Origin of the sequence: Nocardia veterana NBRC 100344 (assembly GCF_000308855.1) — a bacterium.
Taxonomy (GTDB): Bacteria; Actinomycetota; Actinomycetes; order Mycobacteriales; family Mycobacteriaceae; genus Nocardia; species Nocardia veterana.
This window is the reverse complement of the sequence record NZ_BAGM01000008.1, coordinates 14,363-34,210: the sequence shown is the minus strand read 5'-3', so window position 1 is coordinate 34,210 and position 19,848 is coordinate 14,363. Positions and strand designations below refer to the sequence as shown.

General features: G+C 69.3%; 19 protein-coding genes. 5 read left to right on the top strand and 14 right to left on the bottom strand.

What is annotated here, in order from left to right; genetic code table 11:
• Positions 1-44: 44 nt before the first annotated feature.
• From ON37_RS01970 to ftsH, 6 genes are all read right to left on the bottom strand, one after another.
• Positions 45-515, bottom strand: coding sequence for a DUF3180 domain-containing protein (locus ON37_RS01970; protein ID WP_210741052.1), 471 nt, complete (start codon positions 513-515; stop codon positions 45-47).
• Between the two features lie 22 nt (positions 516-537).
• The gene (folK, locus tag ON37_RS01965; RefSeq protein WP_040715847.1) at positions 538-1,074 is read right to left on the bottom strand and encodes a 2-amino-4-hydroxy-6-hydroxymethyldihydropteridine diphosphokinase; all 537 of its coding nucleotides are present in this window, start codon (positions 1,072-1,074) and stop codon (positions 538-540) included.
• Positions 1,071-1,463: a dihydroneopterin aldolase gene (gene folB, locus ON37_RS01960; RefSeq protein WP_040715844.1), complete on the bottom strand. Its 393-nt coding sequence runs from the start codon at positions 1,461-1,463 to the stop codon at positions 1,071-1,073. The genes folK and folB overlap by 4 nt, the downstream gene beginning before the upstream one ends.
• Positions 1,460-2,374, bottom strand: a complete 915-nt coding sequence (gene folP, locus ON37_RS01955) for a dihydropteroate synthase (protein ID WP_083892647.1) — start codon at positions 2,372-2,374, stop codon at positions 1,460-1,462. The genes folB and folP overlap by 4 nt, the downstream gene beginning before the upstream one ends.
• 10 nt (positions 2,375-2,384) lie before the next feature.
• Positions 2,385-3,053, bottom strand: coding sequence for a GTP cyclohydrolase I FolE (folE, locus tag ON37_RS01950; RefSeq protein WP_040715841.1), 669 nt, complete (start codon positions 3,051-3,053; stop codon positions 2,385-2,387).
• Positions 3,054-3,179: 126 nt separating this feature from the next.
• The gene (gene ftsH / locus ON37_RS01945; protein WP_040715838.1) at positions 3,180-5,555 is read right to left on the bottom strand and encodes an ATP-dependent zinc metalloprotease FtsH; all 2,376 of its coding nucleotides are present in this window, start codon (positions 5,553-5,555) and stop codon (positions 3,180-3,182) included.
• Between the two features lie 311 nt (positions 5,556-5,866).
• Here ftsH and ON37_RS01940 point away from each other — a divergent pair, with 311 nt between their 5' ends.
• Positions 5,867-6,790: a hypothetical protein gene (locus ON37_RS01940; protein ID WP_040715835.1), complete on the top strand. Its 924-nt coding sequence runs from the start codon at positions 5,867-5,869 to the stop codon at positions 6,788-6,790.
• A gap of 7 nt (positions 6,791-6,797) precedes the next feature.
• Here the strand turns inward: ON37_RS01940 and ON37_RS01935 are convergent, their stop codons facing one another.
• Positions 6,798-7,619 (bottom strand): DUF1266 domain-containing protein, encoded by an 822-nt coding sequence (locus tag ON37_RS01935; protein WP_245552931.1) that lies wholly within the window; start codon positions 7,617-7,619, stop codon positions 6,798-6,800.
• Between the two features lie 207 nt (positions 7,620-7,826).
• Between ON37_RS01935 and ON37_RS01930 the strand changes: the two genes are divergently transcribed.
• Positions 7,827-8,078, top strand: coding sequence for a DUF2277 domain-containing protein (locus ON37_RS01930; RefSeq protein WP_040715832.1), 252 nt, complete (start codon positions 7,827-7,829; stop codon positions 8,076-8,078).
• A 34-nt stretch (positions 8,079-8,112) separates the two neighbouring features.
• Here ON37_RS01930 and ON37_RS33390 read toward each other — a convergent pair whose 3' ends face one another.
• Together ON37_RS33390 and ON37_RS01915 are read right to left on the bottom strand one after the other, a co-directional pair.
• On the bottom strand, positions 8,113-9,513 hold the full coding sequence (locus ON37_RS33390; protein WP_051031047.1) for a helix-turn-helix domain-containing protein: 1,401 nt from the start codon (positions 9,511-9,513) through the stop codon (positions 8,113-8,115).
• Between the two features lie 88 nt (positions 9,514-9,601).
• Complete coding sequence (locus tag ON37_RS01915) at positions 9,602-9,925, bottom strand: hypothetical protein (RefSeq protein WP_157171324.1); 324 nt, start codon at positions 9,923-9,925, stop codon at positions 9,602-9,604.
• Between the two features lie 73 nt (positions 9,926-9,998).
• Between ON37_RS01915 and ON37_RS01910 the strand changes: the two genes are divergently transcribed.
• From ON37_RS01910 to ON37_RS01900, 3 genes are all read left to right on the top strand, one after another.
• Positions 9,999-11,567: an aldehyde dehydrogenase family protein gene (locus tag ON37_RS01910; RefSeq protein WP_051031046.1), complete on the top strand. Its 1,569-nt coding sequence runs from the start codon at positions 9,999-10,001 to the stop codon at positions 11,565-11,567.
• Positions 11,564-12,403, top strand: a complete 840-nt coding sequence (locus ON37_RS01905; protein WP_040715825.1) for an SDR family oxidoreductase — start codon at positions 11,564-11,566, stop codon at positions 12,401-12,403. The genes ON37_RS01910 and ON37_RS01905 overlap by 4 nt, the downstream gene beginning before the upstream one ends.
• A 392-nt stretch (positions 12,404-12,795) precedes the next feature.
• A complete protein-coding gene (locus ON37_RS01900; RefSeq protein ID WP_040716034.1) occupies positions 12,796-14,130 on the top strand; it encodes an amidase in 1,335 nt (444 codons plus the stop codon).
• A gap of 13 nt (positions 14,131-14,143) precedes the next feature.
• Here the strand turns inward: ON37_RS01900 and ON37_RS01895 are convergent, their stop codons facing one another.
• From ON37_RS01895 to ON37_RS01875, 5 genes are all read right to left on the bottom strand, one after another.
• Positions 14,144-15,022 (bottom strand): LysR family transcriptional regulator, encoded by an 879-nt coding sequence (locus ON37_RS01895; RefSeq protein ID WP_040715820.1) that lies wholly within the window; start codon positions 15,020-15,022, stop codon positions 14,144-14,146.
• 376 nt (positions 15,023-15,398) lie between these two features.
• Complete coding sequence (hpt, locus tag ON37_RS01890) at positions 15,399-15,953, bottom strand: hypoxanthine phosphoribosyltransferase (RefSeq protein WP_040715817.1); 555 nt, start codon at positions 15,951-15,953, stop codon at positions 15,399-15,401.
• A 24-nt stretch (positions 15,954-15,977) separates the two neighbouring features.
• Positions 15,978-16,997 (bottom strand): tRNA lysidine(34) synthetase TilS, encoded by a 1,020-nt coding sequence (gene tilS / locus ON37_RS01885; RefSeq protein WP_051031045.1) that lies wholly within the window; start codon positions 16,995-16,997, stop codon positions 15,978-15,980.
• Positions 16,973-18,214 carry an Rv3626c family coenzyme F420 biosynthesis-associated protein gene (locus ON37_RS01880; RefSeq protein WP_210741001.1) on the bottom strand — a complete coding sequence of 414 codons (1,242 nt, stop codon included), beginning with the start codon at positions 18,212-18,214 and terminating at the stop codon, positions 16,973-16,975. Before ON37_RS01880 ends, tilS begins: the two co-directional genes overlap by 25 nt.
• A gap of 13 nt (positions 18,215-18,227) precedes the next feature.
• Positions 18,228-19,685: a D-alanyl-D-alanine carboxypeptidase/D-alanyl-D-alanine-endopeptidase gene (locus tag ON37_RS01875; protein WP_040715816.1), complete on the bottom strand. Its 1,458-nt coding sequence runs from the start codon at positions 19,683-19,685 to the stop codon at positions 18,228-18,230.
• Positions 19,686-19,848 lie beyond the last annotated feature (163 nt).

Genomic DNA, 19,848 nt, shown 5'->3' with positions numbered 1-19,848 from the left:
ATTTCGGCTCGCAGCCACCTCGGAACCTCAGTGAACAGTGATAGCTATGGGGTAGCTGGTTCGTCTGGTGGTTCGTGTGGCGCGCGACAGCAATACTCCAGCCACAACGCCGCCGCCACCAGCACCACACCGGCCACCAGACCGACGATCGCACCGGGAGTATCCGCGGCCGCCGCTCGCACCTGCGAGCGCTGCGGCAGCACCCAGATCAGGAAGCCGAGCCAGACCCCCGCCGCCAGCGAACCGACCTGCGCGGAAGCCTTCGCCAACGCGACCGCACGAGCCGCGGTGATCGGATGCAACTGCTTGGGCCCGTCGCCGATGCGCTGATCACCCACCCGGGCGCGGATCACGAAGGCCAGCACCGCCTCCAGCGCGGCCACCGGATACAGCGAGGCACCCGCGATCACCGTGATCGGCGGAAAACTGGAGTAGGACCACCGGGTCGCCACCCACGCCACCGCCGCGGCGATCGCCACGTTCGCGAGCAGGTCCAAGACCTTGGTCGGCCGCATCACATTCATGCCCGCTCACCGTTCATCGATCGGTCGCGTGCAGCGACAGTTCGGTGGCCCGCACACCATCGATTTCGGCGAGATCGAGTTCGGCCAGCAGCTCGCGGATCGGGCGCACCCGGCCACCGACCGCCAACGTCGCCTCCGGCTCGATCTCCAGCCACGGGATCAGGACGAACGCGCGATTGTGCGCCTGCGGATGCGGCAGCGTCAGAGTGGGATCGGTACTGACCACCGGATGCGGACCGTCGGCGCGCGGCACCGCGCACCACACCACGTCGACATCGAGAGTCCGTGCCCCCCAGCGGATCTCGCGAACCCGTCCGGCGCGCTGCTCCAATTCCTGCCCGCGTTCGAGCCAATCGCGCGGCCCCAGGGCGGAATCCTCGACCACCAGCACGGCATTGAGATAGTTCTCCTGCGGCACGCCACCCCACGGCGGCGTGGAGTAGACCGACGACACCGCCACCAACTGCGGCTCCAGCGCCTCGACCACGCTGCGGAGATGGGCGAACCGATCCCCCAGGTTCGATCCGATCGACAACACCGCACGGCTCATCCGGCTACCCCCGGCCCGGTTGCCGAATCCCGACGCCGGGTGGCCACCACCCGGACATCGGCGAAGGTGTGCGGAATCGGCGCGGCGGGCTTGTGCACGACCACCTCGGCCGCGGCGACCCGCTCGTCCCGCATCACGTCGTCGGCGATTTCGGCGGCGACCGTCTCGATCAAATTGCGGGGCGGCCCGGAGACGATCGCGACGGCCCGCTGCGCCAACTCGCCGTAGTCCACGGTCGCCGACAGCTCGTCGGTGGCGGCCGCCTTCGCGAAATCCAGCCACAACGTGAGATCCACGACGAATTCCTGACCGTCGCGGCGCTCGAAATCGAAGCAGCCGTGATGACCGTAGGCGCGCAGGCCGCGCAGCTCGATGCGATCGGTACTCACCGGCTCCCCTGACTGTGTGAACGTCCCTGTTCGGCGGCTCGATCGGCGGCTCGCCGCTGTTCTCGATCGGCGGCTCGCCGCCATGCATCCGCGACTGCGATGGCGTCGAGTGAGGACCGCACATCGTGCACGCGCACGCCCCAGGCGCCGTGTTCGGCGGCGAGGGCGGAAATCGTCGCGGTGGCGACCTCGCGCCCGTCCGGCGGGCGCGGGCCGGCGGCGTCGCCGAGCAACGAACCCAGGAAACGCTTGCGTGAGGCGCCGACCAGAATCGGCAGACCCTGGGCCGTCAGTTCCGGGAGGGCACCCAGCAGTGCCCAGTTGTGTTCGGCGTTCTTGGCGAATCCGAGGCCCGGGTCCAGCACCAGGCGATCGGGATGGACGCCGGCCGCCATCGCGAGATCGACCTGGGCCGACAGTTCCGCCAGCACCTCGCGCACCACATCGTCGTACTGTTCGGCCGGACCGAGGTGACGATGGTCGGCGTTGGCTCGCCAGTGCATCAGGATCCACGGGATCTGGGCCGCCGCAACGACTTTCACCATATCCGCGTCGGCGCGGCCACCGGAGACGTCGTTGACGACACTCACCCCGGCCTCGATCGCCGCCGCCGCCACCCCGGCGCGCATGGTGTCGACGCTGGTCGGCACCCCGGCTTCGACCAGGCCACGAATCACCGGAACCACGCGTGCCGCCTCGGTCTCGGGATCGATGCGCACCGCACCCGGCCGGGTGGATTCCCCGCCGACATCGATGATGTCGGCGCCCGCCTCGTACAGCCGGATCCCGTGCGCCACCGCGAGGGCCGGGTCCAGGTAGCGGCCGCCGTCGGAGAACGAGTCGCTGGTGACGTTCACCACGCCCATCACCACACACGAACGGCCGTCCCGCGGCGTGATCAATGGGCTCATGGGCGACCGCTCACTTGCGCAGGATCAGGTCGAGCGCCTCGGCGCGCGAGGACGCGTTGGTCTGCAACAGCCCGCGCACCGCGGAGGTGGTGGTGCTCGCGCCGGGCTTGCGGATACCGCGCATCGCCATGCAGAGATGTTCGGCCTCGACCACCACGATCGCACCGCGCGGATCCAGTTTGCGCATCACCGCGTCGGCGATCTGGCTGGTCAGCCGCTCCTGCACCTGCGGCCGCTTGGCGTACAGATCGACGAGGCGGGCCAGTTTCGAAAGGCCGGTCACGCGGCCCTGCGGGCCGGGAATATAGCCGACGTGGGCGACCCCGTGAAAGGACACCAGGTGGTGCTCGCAGGTGGAGTACATCGGGATGTCGCGGACCAGCACGAGTTCCTGATGTCCCTCGTCGAAGGTTGTGTTCAACACCGAATCGGGCTCCACGTACAGCCCGGCGAACATCTCCCGATAGGCCCGGGCAACCCGGGCGGGAGTGTCGAGCAGGCCGGGGCGATCCGGGTCCTCACCGACCGCGATCAGCAATTCCCGTACGGCGGCCTCGGCGCGGTCCTGGTCGAACGGTCGTCCGGTACTCAACGCGACCAGGGCAGGCGCCTCCGTGGCCACGGAGACACCCGTGGACGCCGAATCGGACCCAGCGGGAGCGCTGTTGTTGGCCGACATTCGAGGACACCTCCACACAATCACGTAATCAACGCGCCGAGAGCGCGGTTCGCGGCGGTAACCGCCCGCCGCGGGATGCGCCGGGCTCTCCCGCCGCATCCGACCGTCGAGCCTAATCGCAGGCGGTCAGCGCCGGCTGTTCGGTCCGTTCCATTCGTCGTGATCCTGGGTGCCGTTCTGCGGCGAGCCCTCCTGATCGCCGGACCACTCGGTTCGCCGGTGGCCGCCACCGTAACGCTGCGGATCGCCGTACCCTTGCGGGCCGCCGTATCCGCCGCCGTATTCCGGCTGCTGCGCCCCGCCCGCGGACGAGTCCTCCTGCGGCGGCCAGCCCGGGGCCGACCAGCCGGCCGGAGCGCCGTAATCGGGACGGGACCCGTGGGTGCCCTGCCGCGGATATCCGGGGCCGGCTGCCGGGCGCTGATAGCCACCGGGCTGCGGCGCCGGGTAGCCGTACGCCGGGGTCGGGTTGCGATACCCCTCCTGCGGATGGGGGTAGCCGTTGGCCGGCACCGGCTGCGGCGCAGGCTGACCGGACTTGCGGGTCTCGTCCTCGTCGGGCCACGGCTCGCCGCGTTCGGCGGCCAGCTCGCGCGGGGTCTTCACCGGCGGCCGATCGGACGGCACCCGCTCGCCGAAGTCGTTGAACGCCGTGATGCGCGGCCGCTTGTCCACGGTCGCCAGCACCTGTTCGAGATCCTTGCGGTGCAGCGTCTCCCGCTCCAGCAGGGCACTGGCCAGGGCGTCGAGCTCGTCGCGGTACTCGTTGAGGATCGCCCAGGCCTCGGTGTGCGCGGCCTCGATGAGGTTGCGCACCTCCTCGTCGATCTCGCGGGCGACCTCGTGCGAGTAGTCCGACGCGGTGCCCATCGTGCGACCGAGGAACGGATCACCCTGTTCCTGGCCGTAGCGCACCGCGCCCAGCCGCGCGCTCATGCCGTATTCGGTGACCATCGCGCGGGCGATCTTGGTGGCCTGGTCGATATCGGAGGAGGCGCCGGTGGTCGGCTCGTGGAAGACCAACTCCTCGGCCGCCCGGCCGCCCATCGCCATCACGAGGCGGGCGATCATCTCCGAGCGCGTCATCAGGCCCTTGTCGTCCTCGGGCACGGTCATGGCGTGACCGCCGGTGCGACCGCGGGCCAGGATCGTGACCTTGTAGACGGGCTCGATATCCGGCATCGCCCAGGCGGCGAGGGTATGGCCGCCCTCGTGGTAGGCGGTGATCTTCTTCTCGTGCTCGCTGATGATCCGGCTCTTGCGCCGCGGGCCGCCGATCACGCGGTCGACCGATTCCTCCAGCGCCGGACCGGTGATGACGTTGCCGTGCTCACGCGCGGTGAGCAGCGCCGCCTCATTGATCACGTTGGCCAGATCGGCACCCGACATGCCGACGGTCCGCTTGGCGAGGCCGTCCAGGTCGGCATCGGGCGCGATCGGCTTGCCCTGTGAATGCACGCGCAGGATCGCGCGCCGACCGGCGAGATCCGGATTGCCGACCGGGATCTGGCGATCGAAACGGCCCGGACGCAGCAACGCCGGGTCCAGGATGTCGGGCCGGTTGGTGGCCGCGATGATGATCACACCGGTGCGGTCGCCGAATCCGTCCATCTCGACCAGCAGCTGGTTCAGCGTCTGCTCGCGCTCGTCGTGCCCACCACCGAGGCCCGCGCCGCGCTGGCGGCCGACCGCGTCGATCTCGTCGACGAAGATGATGCAGGGGCTGTTCTGCTTGGCCTGGTCGAACAGGTCGCGCACCCGGGAGGCGCCGACACCGACGAACATCTCGACGAAGTCCGAACCGGAGATGGTGAAGAACGGCACCCCGGCCTCACCGGCGACCGCGCGGGCCAGCAGCGTCTTACCGGTTCCGGGCGGGCCGTAGAGCAGCACACCCTTGGGGATCTTGGCGCCCAGCGCCTGATAGCGGGCCGGGTTCTGCAGGAAGTCCTTGATCTCGTACAGCTCTTCGACGGCCTCGTCGGCGCCGGCCACATCGGCGAACGTGGTCTTGGGCATATCCTTCGACAGCTGTTTGGCCTTGGATTTGCCGAAGCCCATCATGCCGCCGCGGCCACCGCCCTGCATCCGCGCCATCACGAAGACGAACAGGCCGAGCAGAATCACCATCGGCAGGACGAACAGCAGCACCTGGGTGAACCAGCTGTCCTGTTTGACCGCCGTGTTGTACGGCGCGCCGGACTGTTGCACGTCCTTGAGGATCTGCGCCGAGACCTCGCTGCCGCCGGGGTACTTGGCCATGATCTGGGTCTGGCCGTCGGTGGCGTCGTTGCCCTGTTTCAGGGTGATGCGCAGCTGCTGCTCTTTGTCATCGATCTGCACCTGCTTGACGTTCTGCTTGTCGGCAAGCTGGGTGAGCGCCACCGAGGTATCGACGTTCTTCCAGCCGCGCGTGTCGTTGCTGAAGTAGCTGACCAGATAGATCACGAGCAGGATGCCCGCGACTATGGCCAGGTTGCGAAACACTGTCTTGCGGTTCATAGAGCGTCGGCCGGCGGGCCAGTCCTTTCCGGTGTTTCCGGTGTATGCCTACTATGCGTCGGGCGGGGCCGTATCCATACCGGCACCGACCGGGTCGGGCAGAACGGATGCGGACAAGCCACGTTACCGCGTACGGTCTACTCGATACATCGCGCAGTTCGGCAGCTGATGCAGTTCAACAGGTAAACGGTCGGAGAACGCAGGTGGTTCCCGACCTATCGGGCGATCACCTCGCGGTGTCCGTCCAAGTGGTCCCAATCATGGCATGCACGACCTATTGTGAGCGACAACACAGGACGAACGCAGGGGGTATGGACATAGTCGAGCTACGGACACCCACGGCGATTCTGCGCCACGGCGGCGGGCGGCTACAGGTCCTGCGGCCGGGCACCGACGGCGAGCGGGTGCTCGACGTTCCGGTGTCGGACCTGCTCAAGGTCCGGCTGAACCGGCGCGCCGACGACGCCGTCGTGATCGAGATCTATCTGCGTTATCCCAGTCCGGTCCTCACCGGCGTTCCGGCCGACCGCACCCCGCTTCCGGTACTGATCGCCGAGCACGACGTGCCGGCCGCCACCGTGATCGTGGAGCGGATCAACTCCCAGATCCTGGCCACTCAACGTATCGACATGGCGGCACCGGATCTGGTTCCGCCCGCCCCGGTCTGGGGTCGATCCGGCCCCACCCGGGCCGATGTGGATCGGGCCGTGCGCCGGATGGCGCCGCGGCGCGAGACCCGCTCGGCCGCGAGCGCGCTGCATTCGATGGTCACTCCCGACGAATTCATGCTCGAGACGGCTCTCGTCACCGCCGTGCCCCCGGCCGGCCGGGGGCGCGGACTCCTGGCCGTCACCACCGGGCGGGTGCTGTTCCTGTCGATCGGGTCAACCCCCCGATACGCCCACGAGATGCCGGTATCGGCGTTGATCTCGGCCGAGGTCGGGAAGGGAACCGGCGACGAGCCCGAGGGCGAATACGGCATCGATCTGACCGACGGCAATACGACGCTGCGCTTCCTCGGCACCGATCGGGCCGATACCGACCGCATCGTCGGCGCGGTCAACTTCGCGATTCAGCGGGAATCGGCCGACGGCGCGGTGGCGCCGCCGGATCCCGGGGTGGCCCAGCTGTATTCGGAGTGGGAACTGCTGGTCGAGCGGCATTCGCTGGCGATGGTCGACGATGCGCAGTTCCAGCGCTACGGCCGCGGGATCCTGCGCTCGCTCCCCGACTGATCGCCCGCTACTCGCCCTGCAGGGTGATCCGGCGCCACGGGCTGGTCGGGCGCATCCACAGCCGAACCAGCTCGAGCCGGCGGTCGATCCCGCCCGATTTCAGTTCCGCCAGGTCCTCGCACGCCTGCCAATAGGTCCAGCCCGTGAGGTAGGCGTCGCCGAACTGCCGCCAGTTGCGGTAGCGCTTCTGCGCCGCGGGTAGGGCGCGCATCACGTAATCCCAGGCCGCATCGGCCTCGAGATAGCCCGCGGTGAACGCCATCCGGGCCACCGCGACCACCCGGGCCAGATCCCAGGCCTGGATATCGGCCGGCAGCGGCTGCACCAGATGGCCGGTGAGGTCGAGTTTGATCGCCTGCGACCAGATGTCGTAATCGCGGACCAGAGCTTCCGGATTGTCCATCCCCCGAAACGACCCGACCTGCCGCAGGAAGGCGCGGTGCCGGTCGGCGCGCTCACCGAAGCGATCCCGCTCGGGCGAGTTGACCGCCGCCATCACCAGCGGATGGACCAGCGCGTACAGCGGCGCGTGCATGCCCTCCAGCAGTTGCTCCATCGAGGCCATCGCCTCGGTGCCGTCGGTGATCCCCCACGCCCCGGTCAGGGTGTCGATGGCCAGCTCGCGCCGGTCGCCCAGTGGATGTTCGCGTTCGGGGCCGAGCAGCAGAGCGTCGTGGAAGGCGTCCCACCGGGCGGAATAGAAGGCGCCGAGGGACAGAGCGCGCAATTCGTCGTCGGAAACCTGGGCGCCGGACCAGTGATCGTCCTCGCGCTCGTCCAGTTCCGGATAGGGGAAGGTGGTCAGGGTCGGCATGTCGCGGGCAGCCATGGTTCCGATTGTGTCGCATCGGCCGGGCCGGGGTTCGATTATCTTCCGATGCCGTGTCGACGGGGGTCCGGAGCCGGGCCGGACACCGCGGGAATCGGCCGCGGATCGGTGCGTCCGGACATCCCGCCACATTCCGATACACACTTTTTTCACATTTGCCGTTTCATCGGGCGCCGCAAGCCCCGACCGAGGGCTACTCTCGGCGCCATGGGTAGCAACATCACCGTGCTGCGCGGGCTCGAACCCCGCGCCACCGAACAGGAAATCTTCGCTGCCGCACAGGAATACGTGCGCCGGGTGGGTGGCCTGACCGGTCTGTCGTACGCCACGAAGCCGGCTTTCGACAAGGCGGTGGCGGCGGTGGCCGCGGCGACCACCACACTGCTGGCGGAACTACCCGATCATCCGGTGACGCCGGCGGCCGAACCGCCGCTGCGCCGCACCGGCGATCTGGTGTGAGCGCATCGAGTTCGCCCCGAACCGATTCCGCCGGTCACACCCCGTAGACCGCGACACATTCCAGCGCCAGCTCGAGCCGCAGGCCACATTCCTCGACGCGGCGGCCGAGCAATTCCTCGATGCGCTGAATCCGATAGCGCACCGTGTTCTTGTGCACGCCCAGGCGCGCCGCCGCACCCTCCGGACTGCGATGGCAACGCAGATAGGCGAGCAGCGTTTCGCGCAGCCGCGCCGCGTTCGCGTCCGCCACGGCCAGCGACCCGAGTTCCCGACCGATCAGCGCCCGCATGGCCACCGGGTCGGCGCCGGCCAGATATACCGTTTCCACCTGGCTGTAGGACAGCACCCGACCGAGATCCACGGCCGCTCGCTCGACCACCTGCCGCGCCGCGAGCGCATCGCGGTGGCTCTGCCGGAACCCGGCCGCACCCGTAGCGGGCACGCCCAGCGCGACCCGCACCGGTGCGGCGACGACATCGGACGGGATCGCGATCTCGTCGGCATCGACGGCGATCCAGGCCCACAGCGCCGATGATCCGGCCGGAACCGTGAGGACGCCCGCGCCGCCGAGGGCGTTGGCCAGCCTGGTCACCGCACGCTCGAGCCGGACGAGTTCGTCGCTGGTCGCGGCCGTCCGATCGTCCCACTCCCCCTCGCCCGCGGGCTCGCCGACCCGGGCCGGGTGCCCGGCGGCGGCATCGAGCCCGATTCCGTCGTACCCGCCCCGCTGCGCCCCGCGATCGGCTCGACGTCGGGCGCCGAAGCCTTCGGTGCCGTCGAACGTCCCCGCACCCGGTTGTGGTCCCGGGTCCGGATCGGTCCAGACCACGGCCGCGAGGTGCCGCTGGTTGAGGCGGAAACCCAGTCGCGCCGAGGCGTAATCGGTGTCGACGTCCTCGCCCGACAGCAGCGCCCGCACGATCTCGGTGCGCTGGTTCAGGGCCGCGCGCAGCCCGCGCTCCCGTTCGCGCATATAGGTGTCGGTGAGCGCCTCCACCGACGTGTTGATCCAGCGAGTCGACCGCTCGAACAGCCGCAGCAGCGCCGAACGCTCGAATTCCTCGGGCAGCCGCCGCTCGTCCATCACATCGGTCAGATAGTCGATCGCCGCCTCCTGCCCGATGTGATAGATCCGCAGCAGTAACCGCAGGTCGTAGCCGCGCCGGGCGAGGGTGCGGGCGAAGGCGTGGGCCTGCTCGGGGACCGAGTAGTCCATCGTGTCCTGGGTCAGCCCGCCGAGCACCGCCAACGCGTGTGCCCGGGTGCTGGATTCGAGGTCGCGGCGAATATCTCGGTCGGTGAGTTCCGGAACCCGGTCGAGGATCACGGCGTCCAGCCGGGTCACCAACCGGTCGAGAGCTTCACCGCGCAGCGTTTCGGCGACGAAATCGGCCATCCACCGCCGGACGGCCACACCGGACGGTGCTGTGGCCATCGCCGACCTCCGTTTGTGTTTCGAGTACAAATTCCGGTCACATCGTTGACCGCGGAGACCAAGCAGAGCGAGGCCCGTTGTGCCACGATCATAGATCAGTGAAGTGATTCACAGTGTCAACCGTTCGCAGCGCAGCGCACGTGGGGAGAGACAGCATCGTGCCGAATACCGAACCGTCACCCGGCGAATCCACCGCCGGTCCATCGTCCGGCGCGGATAAGCCGGCCGCCCGCAGGAGCACCGGTCGTCCGGCGGCTGAAAAAGCGGCCGCGAAGTCGGCATCGACCGCGAAATCGGCCACCGCGAAACGCACGAGAGCGACCGACAAGTCGGCCCCGCCCGCCGCGAAGCGAGGCGCGGCCACCGCGAAGCAGAACCGGACGGCCGACACCGAGCAGGAAGCACCCGCCACCACCCGATCGGCCCCGGCCACCACCGGCCGGGCGGCTGCCGAGAAGTCCTCGGCGAACGGTCGGCGCGCGGCCGTGGCGACCGAGTCCGCCCCGGCCGAACCAGCGACGCCCGCCGAGATCGAGGTGCACAACCCGGCGACCGGCGAGGTGGTGGGCACCGTACCCGCCGAATCCGCCGACGCGGTGGCCGCCAAGGTCCGTGAATTGCGGCTCTACCAACCCGAATGGGAGGCCATCGGCCCGGAGGGGCGCAAGGAGTGGCTGCTGAAGCTGCAGGACTGGATCATCGACCACACCGATCATCTCGCCGACGTGCTGCAGTCCGAGACCGGCAAGGCCCGGGTGGACGCGCTGATCGATCCGAGCTTCTCGGTCGATCTCACCGGCTACTACGCCCGTCGCGCCGGTAAATTCCTCGCCGACGAGCATCCGTCGCCGCACAGTCCGCTGGCCCGGGTGAAGAAGTTGACCACCGCCTACCGCCCGTATCCGGTGGTGGGCGTGATCACGCCGTGGAACTTCCCGCTGGCCATGCCGGTCATCGATGTGATTCCGGCGCTGGCGGCCGGCGCGGCGGTGATCCTGAAGCCGTCGGAGGTCACGCCGCTGTCGGCGCTCGAGCTGGCGCGCGGCTGGGCCGAGATCGGTGCGCCGCCGGTGCTGGCGGTGGTCACCGGGGCCGGGGAGACCGGCGCCGCGGTGGTCGACAATGTCGACTACGTGCAGTTCACCGGCTCGACCAGGACCGGTAAGCGGATCGCGGCCGCCTGTGTGGAGCGGCTCATTCCCTACAGCCTGGAGCTCGGCGGTAAGGATCCGGCGATCGTGCTCGCCGACGCCGATCTCGACCGCGCCGCCTACGGCATCGCCTTCGGCGGGCTGTTCAACGCGGGCCAGGTGTGTATCTCGGTCGAGCGGGTCTACGTCGAGGCGCCGGTCTACGACACCTTCGTTCGGAAGTTGGCCGCGCACGTGCGCGAACTGCGGCAGGGCGCCGACGGCCGGGAACCGAAATACGATGTCGGCGCGCTGGCCAACGACGCGCAGAAGTCCATCGTCACCGACCATGTCGCGGATGCGATCGCCAAGGGCGCCCGAGCCGTCACCGGCGGCAAGGCCACCGGCGTCGGCACCTTCTACGAGCCGACGGTCCTCGCCGATGTCGACCACTCGATGACGTGTATGACCGAGGAGACCTTCGGCCCGACCATTCCGGTGATGAAGGTCGCCGACGAAGCGGAAGCCGTTCGGCTGGCCAATGATTCGATCTACGGCCTGTCCGCATCGGTGTGGACCGGTGACAAGGCGCGGGGGGAACGCGTTGCGCGGCAATTGAACGCGGGCGCGGTGAACATCAACGACGTCTTCGCCAACATGTTCAGCTTCGCGCTGCCGATGGGCGGCTGGCAGCAGTCCGGGGTAGGCGCGCGCTGGGGCGGTGCCGACGGCGTGCGCAAGTACTGCCGCAAACAGGCCATCACCGTTCCGATCCTGCCCACGCAGGAAAAAGAACTCCTGTGGTTCCCGTACAACACCACCAAACTCGGTTTCGCGCTCGCCGCGATGCGCGCCGCCGGGGCGCGGGGCATCCGCCGCCTGGGTATCAAGGACGTGCTCGACACGGTCGGAGGGAAGAAGTGACCGACTTCGGCAAGATCAACGGCAAGGTCGTCGTCATCACCGGCGGCGCGCGCGGCATCGGTTTGGCGACCGCGACCCGGTTGCAGCAGCTGGGCGCGAAGATCGCGATCGGCGATGTGGACGAGACCGCGGTCAAACAGTCCGGCACCGATCACGATTTCGATTACTACGGGGTCCTCGACGTCACCGACCATCGATCGTTCAGCGGTTTCCTCGACGAGGTGGAACGACAGCTCGGCCCGATCGATGTGCTGATCAACAACGCCGGCATCATGCCCACCGGCCGGGTGGTCGACGAGCCGGACGCGTTGACCCGCCGCATCATCGACATCAACGTCTACGGCGTCATCCTCGGGTCGAAGCTGGCACTGGCCCGCATGTTGCCCCGGCGCAGCGGGCACGTCGTCAACATCGCCTCACTCGCGGGCGAGACCCACATCCCGGGACTGGCGACCTACAACGCCACCAAGCACGCAGTGCTGGGCTTCACCGACACCCTGCGCGAGGAGTATCGCGATACCGGTGTGTCGTTCTCCTCGGTGCTGCCGACACTGACCAATACCGAACTGGGGTCCGGTGTGACGGCACCGAAGCTGTTGCGCCCCGCCGAACCGGAGGAGATCGCCGAGGCCATCGCCGAACTGCTGGTCGAGCCGAAGGCGAAGGTTCGGGTCACCCGGGTGGCGGGGGTGATCTCCCAGGTCGTCGGTTTGCTGCCGCAAGCGGTCGGCGATGCGATCGGCCGCGCGCTGGGCGCGCAGCAGGCCTTCCTCGGCGATGTGGATTCGGCCGCGCGCAAGGCCTACGAGGAGCGGGTCCGCAGCGGGACGCAGTAGCGCGCTCGAATTCGGCTGTCCGGCCGCGGTGTCCACCGGGCACCGCGGCCATCGCCGGTTCGGGCCGCGAATGCGTTCGCCACGCCCCGTGATCACCGTCGGGGCGGGTCGGGGCAAGTGATAATTGCGCGAGAACATCGAAACAGCCCATATCGACCACGACGCGACGGGGGCTTTGACATATGCACAACGAGGGCACCGCACTTGCCGACGCGACTTCGAACGCCGTCACGCGCGCCGCTCGGGAGGTAGCAGTGGACGCAGACGAGACCAGCGGTTCGAGATCAGCGGATGCGGCTGCGGCCGAGGCGGATTCGTCCCCGGCCGAAGCGAATTCGAGCCGGCGGCAGAGTGGGGAGACGGCGGCGGAGCCGGCACCGGATCCGGCCTCGTTGCGCACCGCGACGGCGATCGCGGCGGCGGTGCGAGACGGTACCGTGACGGCCGGGCAGATCGTCGATACCGCATTGGACCGGATCCACCGGGGCGATGCCCGTATCGATGCCTTCACCACCGTCCGCGACGAGCGAGCGCGCGCCGAAAGTCGCGCCCTGGCCGATCGTGCCGATCTGGATATCCTTCCGCTGGCGGGAGTTCCGGTCGCGGTGAAGAACAACATCGATGTGGCCGGCGAGATCACCGCGGCGGGGTCGCGGGCCGGTACGGGCGTCCCGGCGGAAACGGATCACCCGGTGGTGCGTCGGCTGCGGGCAGCCGGAGCGGTGATCGTCGGTCTCACCGAGATGCCGGAGGGTGGCCTGTGGGGCGTTTCCGACACCCCGGACCGAATCGTCCGGTCGCCGTGGAACCTTCGCTACAGCGCGGGTGGTTCGTCGGGTGGTTCGGGTGCGGCGGTGAGTGCCGGTCTCGTGCCGATCGCGCACGGCAACGACGGTCTGGGTTCGGTCCGGATTCCGGCGGCCTGCTGCGGCGTCTTCGGGATCAAGCCGGGACGGGGTGTGGTTCCGTCCCAGGTGGGCGTCGATTCCTGGGGTGGGATGACCGAGAACGGGGTGCTGGCGACCACGGTCGCCGACGCCGCGCTCATGCTGTCGGTACTGGCCGACCGGCCCGCCCTGGCCGATCTGGAGCCGCCGAGCACCTTGCGGATCGCCCTGGCGGCCGGATCGCCCTCGCCGCTGATCCGCGTGGACCGGCACTGGACCGCGGCCGCATGGACCGCGGCCCGGCTGGCCGATGCGGTCGGGCACGACGTCACGCCGACCCAACTTCCCTATCAGGGCGCCACCACGGCACTGGCGTTACGCTGGCCGGCGAACGCGGCCCGGGAGGCGGGTGCGGTCGCCGATCACCGGCTGCTGCAACGCCGTACCCGGGTGCACATCGCGCTGGGCCGGGCGGTACTGCGGACCGGTCTGGTGCACGCCGGTCAGGTCGACCGGATCGAGGCCCGGATGCTGGACTTCTTCGAACAGCACGATGTGGTGATCACCCCGACCCTGGCCGCACCGGCGCCCGCGGCGCGGAACTGGCATGCCCGCGGCTGGCTGGCCAATGTCGTTGCCAGCGTCCGCTTCTCGCCGTTCACACCGCTGTGGAATCTGATCGGCTGGCCCGCGGCGAGCGTGCCGATGGGACGGCATCCGCGCACCGGGACGCCGCTGGCGGCCCAACTGGCCGGCCCGCCGGGAAGCGAGTCGACGCTGTTGCGGCTCGCCGCGCAGCTGGAAGCCGCCCAGCCCTGGCAGCGCACACCGGGCGCCTGAGGACGGCCGGCGGCTACTCGGCTTCGACGACGGAAAACCCACCGGCGACAACGCGATTGGCGAAGTCGAGGATGGTGGGCCGATCGTCGTCGGCGCGCCAGACCATGGCCAGTTCGCACGGCGCCAGGCCGGCGACCGGGCGGGCGGTCAGCCCGGGCCAGCGGTACATCGGCACATTGTTCTCGGCGAGCAGGCACACACCCAGGCCCAGGCTGACCGCCTCGAGCCGTTCCTCGGCGGTGGCGGCCTCGCCGCCCACCTTCGCCTGCCGGCCGGCGCGCGCGTCGTTGCCGAGCCAGAAGTCGCGGGCGGCACCGGCTTCGGCCGGCATCGCGATGAACGGCTCGTCGATCAGATCGGCGAAGTCGATGCTCTCCTGATCGGCCAGGCGATGGTTCTCCGGGAGCAGGACCCACCGCGGCTCGGTGCGCAGTACCTGCCAGCGGTAGCGGCCGGAATCGGGAACCGGCAACCACATCAGCGCCAGATCGGCCTGCCGCCCGGACAGACCGCTGGACGGATCGGTCCACGAGGCCGAGTGCAGGGCCAGCCGATGCCCGCTGGCGCTCTCCAGTTCGGCGATCAGGCCGCGGCCGATCGAGCTCTGGATACCGACGCGCAGCACCTCGCCGGCTTCCTGCAGGGCCACATTGGTGACCTCCCACAGCTCCAGAATCCGGCGAGCGCCCTCCAGCAGTTCCTTACCGGCGACGGTCAGCGCCACGCTGCGCTGGTTCCGGTCGAACAGGACCACGTCGAGCTGACGCTCGAGCTGACGGATCTGCCGCGACAGCGTGGGTTGAGCGATGTGCAGCCGCTGAGCGGCATTGGTGAAGTGCAGTTCCTCAGCGACGGCGACGAAGTACCGCAGGTCGCGCAAATGCGGGTCCATAGCACCTTGCTATCAGAATCGGTCTTGGAAATCCAGCCGGTTCAGACCTTCGAGTTTGAATAGAGGGTCATAAACAGCCGAACGGTTTGTTACCGACAGCATAGGGCTTCGCCATAATCCCAGTACAATCGCCCCGGACAATCTCCAGCGAACCAGCCGGCCTTCAACGGGCCCGACAATCACAGCAAAGTCGGACCGATGACCAGCAGCGATGCCGAGCGGTGGACGGACTCGGTCGAGGCGACCCGCATCACTGCGCGCGAATACGAGCGCCCAGCAACTTCCGGTCATACCGGTTGCGCAGGGCACATGTTCAAACGGTGATCTTCGCCACACTCCGGCGGGATTCGGACGTTTCGCCCGCTACTCGCCCGGTTCAGGCGCTGTACACCCGCGGATCCAGAGTGCCGATATACGGCAGATCGCGGTACCGCTCGGCATAGTCCAGGCCGTAACCGACCACGAACTCGTTCGGAATGTCGAAACCGACGTGCGCCACGTCGATGTGGGTGCGCAGCGCATCGGGTTTGCGCAGCAACGTCACGACCTCGAGTGAGGCCGGGTTGCGGCTGGACAGGTTGCGCATCAGCCAGGACAGGGTGAGACCGGAATCGATGATGTCCTCGACGATGAGCACATTGCGCCCGGCGATGTCCTTGTCGAGGTCCTTGAGAATCCGCACCACACCCGAGGACGAGGTGGACGACCCGTACGAGGAGACGGCCATGAACTCCATCTGGGTGGGGATGGGCAGCGCCTGGGCCAGGTCGGTCATGAAGAAGATCGCGCCCTTGAGGACGCCGACCAGCAGCAGGTCGCCTTCGGGCGCATCGGGGGGATACCGCTTGGCGATCAGTTCGGCGAGCTCGTCGACCTTGGCCTGAATCTGCTCCTCGGTGATCAGCACCGACGCAATGTCGTCCCCGTACACGTGTGCTGGCTTCCCTTCGGGTCGTTATCGTGCGAACGCCAACGTCAGCCTGCCATGTTCGCGCCTGGCAACCAACCTGATCCCCGGCTTTCCACCGCCGACCGCGACCCCGCCCTGGCCGTGCCAATCGGTGACCAACGCTTCCACCGCGCGTAAATGCTTGTCGGTCAAGGCTTTTGCACCACCGGCGAGCAACCAGGAGCGAATGACGCGCCGACGGATCGCGGGCTGTGCCGTGGCGAGTATCTCGACCGACAGCGTCGAACCATCACACGCCTCGGACAGCAATCGATCGGCAATCTCGTCCAGGACGATGCCGTCCTCCCGCAGGTGCGCGGCGGTGCGCGCCAGCGCCGCGGCCACGCCGCCGCCGAGGACCTCCTCCAGCAGCGGGAGCACCTCGGTCCGCAACCGCACCCGAGCGAATTCCGATGCGCTATTGTGCGGATCCACGTGCGGTTCGAGTCCCAGATCGCGACACATTTCCCAGGTCACCGCGCGCCGCACCGCCAGCAGCGGCCGGCCCCACGGATCGTCGAATTCCGCCATCCCCTGGATCGACCGCTGCCCCGACCCGCGCGCCAAACCGAGCAGCACCGTTTCGGCCTGATCGTCGAGGGTGTGCCCGACCAGCACCGGCAAGCCGGCGCGGGCCTCGTCGAGCGCCCGGTAGCGGGCCCGCCGGGCCGCGGCCTCGAGCCCGCCCGGACCCTGCACGCGTACCCGCGACACCCGCGCGGATCGGCAGCCCAGCTCCCGGGCAACACCCGCCGCGGCGGCGGCGACCTCGGCCGATCCGTCCTGCAAACCGTGATCGACGACGACGGCGTCGACCGCTGCGGCCTCTGCGACCGCCGCGGCGGTCAGTGCCAGCGAATCGGCGCCGCCCGACAACGCCACCGCGACCGCGCCTTCCGGCCGATACCGTGCGAGCCAATCACGCACGGCATGCCGCATCTCCAGCACCGCCGGGGTCTCGGGGAGCCGAGCGCGGCCCGGCGCCGGGCGACCGGGCCCGCTCACACCAGGACGCGGTCGATCCATCGTTGCGGTGTGGTGATCTCGTCGGGGCGCGGAAGGGTGTCGGCATCGGTCCACACGGTGTTGAAACGCTGCATCCCGACCTTGCCGACCACCTCGTCGACGAACGCCTTCCCCCGGACGTACTGGGCGACCTTGGCATCGACACCGAGCAGCGCGCGCAGCAAGCGCTGAATGGGATTGGCGGGCCGTCGACGGCGTTGGTCGAACGCCGCACGGATCTGGGCGACGGTCGGCACCACTGCCGGGCCGACGGCATCCATGACGTGGTCGGCATGTCCCTCGAGCAGGGTGCCGAGCATCAGCAGGCGATCGAGTGCCTCGCGCTGCGGGGGCGGCTGGGTGGCGCGCAGCAGGCCCAGCACACCACGATCGGCCGGGTCGTCGCCGACGCCGTTCTCGCGGCGGCGGCGGACCTCCTCGAGCAGCCGGGTCAGCACCTCGTTCAGCGATTCGTCGCCGACCGCGCCGAGCGTGTCCACGTTCTGCTTCATGTAGTCGGCCAGCCAGGGGGCCGAGGAGAACTGGACCCGGTGGGTGACCTCGTGCAGGCAGACCCACAGCCGGAAATCGCTCGGTACGACGCCCAGCGCCCGCTCCACCGCCATGATGTTCGGGGCGACCAGCAGCAGCGTGCCGTCGGGCCCGCTGAACGGGTCGTACTGCCCGAGGATCGCGGTCGAGAGGAAGGCCAGCATCGCGCCGGCCTGCACGCCGGCCGGCTTTCCCGCGAACCGGCCGCGCTCGGCGTCGGCGCCGGACCCGGTGAGTTCGGACATGGATTCGGCGGCGGCCCGGATCCAGCCGCGCCGATCGACGATGGTGGCCTGCGGAATCGGCAGCTCGTCGGCGAGCAGACTCACCTCGCGGACGGGCCCTTCGGCGCGCACCGACGCCTCGGACAGTTCGGCCACCACCTGCTCGGCGGAATATCGGGTGGTCCGAGGTCCGGAGGGAACCACGGCGCTGCCGGTCCGCGCGGCGAGCTGCCAGTCGACCGAGCCGGCGAGTACCGACCGCTTTCCGGACGTTCCGTCGGCCTCGGGTTTCTCGGCTGCGGACTTCTCGGCTGCGGACTTCTCGGCTGCGGACTTCTCGGCTGCGGACTGCTCGGCCGGGGATCTGTCGGCAGGCGGTCTGTCGGTGGCCGCGGAATCGCTACCGGCGACCACTGCGTCGTCGGCGGTACGGCCATCGGCGGGGTCACCGGATCCGGTCATCGTGTACCACCCGTCAGGAGCATCCACAGTTGCGCAGCGTGGCGGCGACCGCGTCCAGTGCCGGGCGACTGGCCTCGGGCGGCCGATCGTTCGACATCAGAGCGAAGGTCATGACCCGCCCGTCGCGATCCAACACATATCCAGCCAACGCGCTCGACACCGACAGAGTTCCGGTCTTGGCGCGCACCCAGCCCGCGCCGGCGTGTTCACCGCCGTTGACGAACCGCACCGCCAGCGAACCGGTCCCCCCGGCCACCGGCAGGTAGTCCAGCAGCGGGGCCAGCGGGGAGGCGACCGTGGCGCTGTCGCCCGTGGCGACGACCGACGGAACGGCCGTCCCGGTCGACCCCGAATTCTCCGGCTGCGGCGACGCGGCCGCCTGGGCGAGGATCCGATCGAGCAGCCGGGCCGGAACCCGGTCGTCGGTGGACAGTCCGCTGTTGTCGATCAGGGTGACGCCGGCGGTGTCGAATCCGGCGGCCCGCAGGGCGGTCAGCGTGGCGCCGGCCGCCCCGGCGAAGGACTGCTCCCCGCCGGTGGCGGCGGCGATCTCCCGGCCGATCGTCTCGGCCAGCACGTCGTCGGAGTGAATCATCATGTCCCGCAGTCGATCCCGCAGTTGCGCGGAATCCACGTGCGCCAGTTCCGCCGCACCGGCCGGCGCCTGGCCCAACCGCACCTTGGCCGGGTCCGCGCCCAGCTCCAAGGCCAGCCTGCGACCGGCATCCAGCGCGGGCGTGGCCGAGCGGGGAGAGTATTCGACCAGCGGATCCAGCCGGCCGCCGTCGATCATGACCGGCTCGATCGGAGCCCAGGAACCGCCGGCGATATCGATCGGATCCCAGCCCGCGGGCCAGGCCGGACCCGAGTACAGCGAGGTGTCGACCACGACCGAATCCACCGGGTGCCCGCTCGCCCGGACCTGAGCCACCAGATCCGACAGTTTGGGGCCGTCCGGGTAATAGCCCTTCCCGTCGGCCTGCGCCGTCAGCGTCGGATCGCCGCCACCGACCAGCACCACCTCACCGGGCGCGGTACCGGCCACCACCCGGGTGGTGACCCGATGGTCCGGCGGCAGCACCAGCAAGGCCGCGGCGGCGGTCATCACCTTGAGCGTGGAGGCCGGGATCATCGGCTTGTCGGCATCGACACTCCACAGCGTGTCCCGGGTATCGGGGTCGGAGACCGAACCGGCGAAACTGCCCAGGTCCGGACTCTTGGCCACCTGGGCGAGCGCGTTCGCCAACCCGCTGCGGCTGGGTTCGGGCGCGGTCGGCGCGGCGGGGCTCAGCTGCGGGAAGGGCTTCACGGGCGCCGGCGGTGCGGCTATCGTCAAACCACCGTGCCGGAACTCCTCGGTCCACGGACGCACCGTCACCAGGGCGACCGTGGCCACCACCACGGCGACAACGGTTGCGACCAGCACCGCGACCCACATATTGCGGCGTCGGCGAGCGGCCAGCCCACCCATGTTCTTCCTACCTCGACCTACCACGTGACAGCTGTCTCCCTATTCACCCGTGTGAGGCGGACGCTCCCTGCCGCACCCATGCGCGCATCGACCACACTATCCTCACCTCGCCGGCGTTCCCTCGAACGAGCTGGCGAGTCGGCAGCCCACCGCGCGGGCCGGC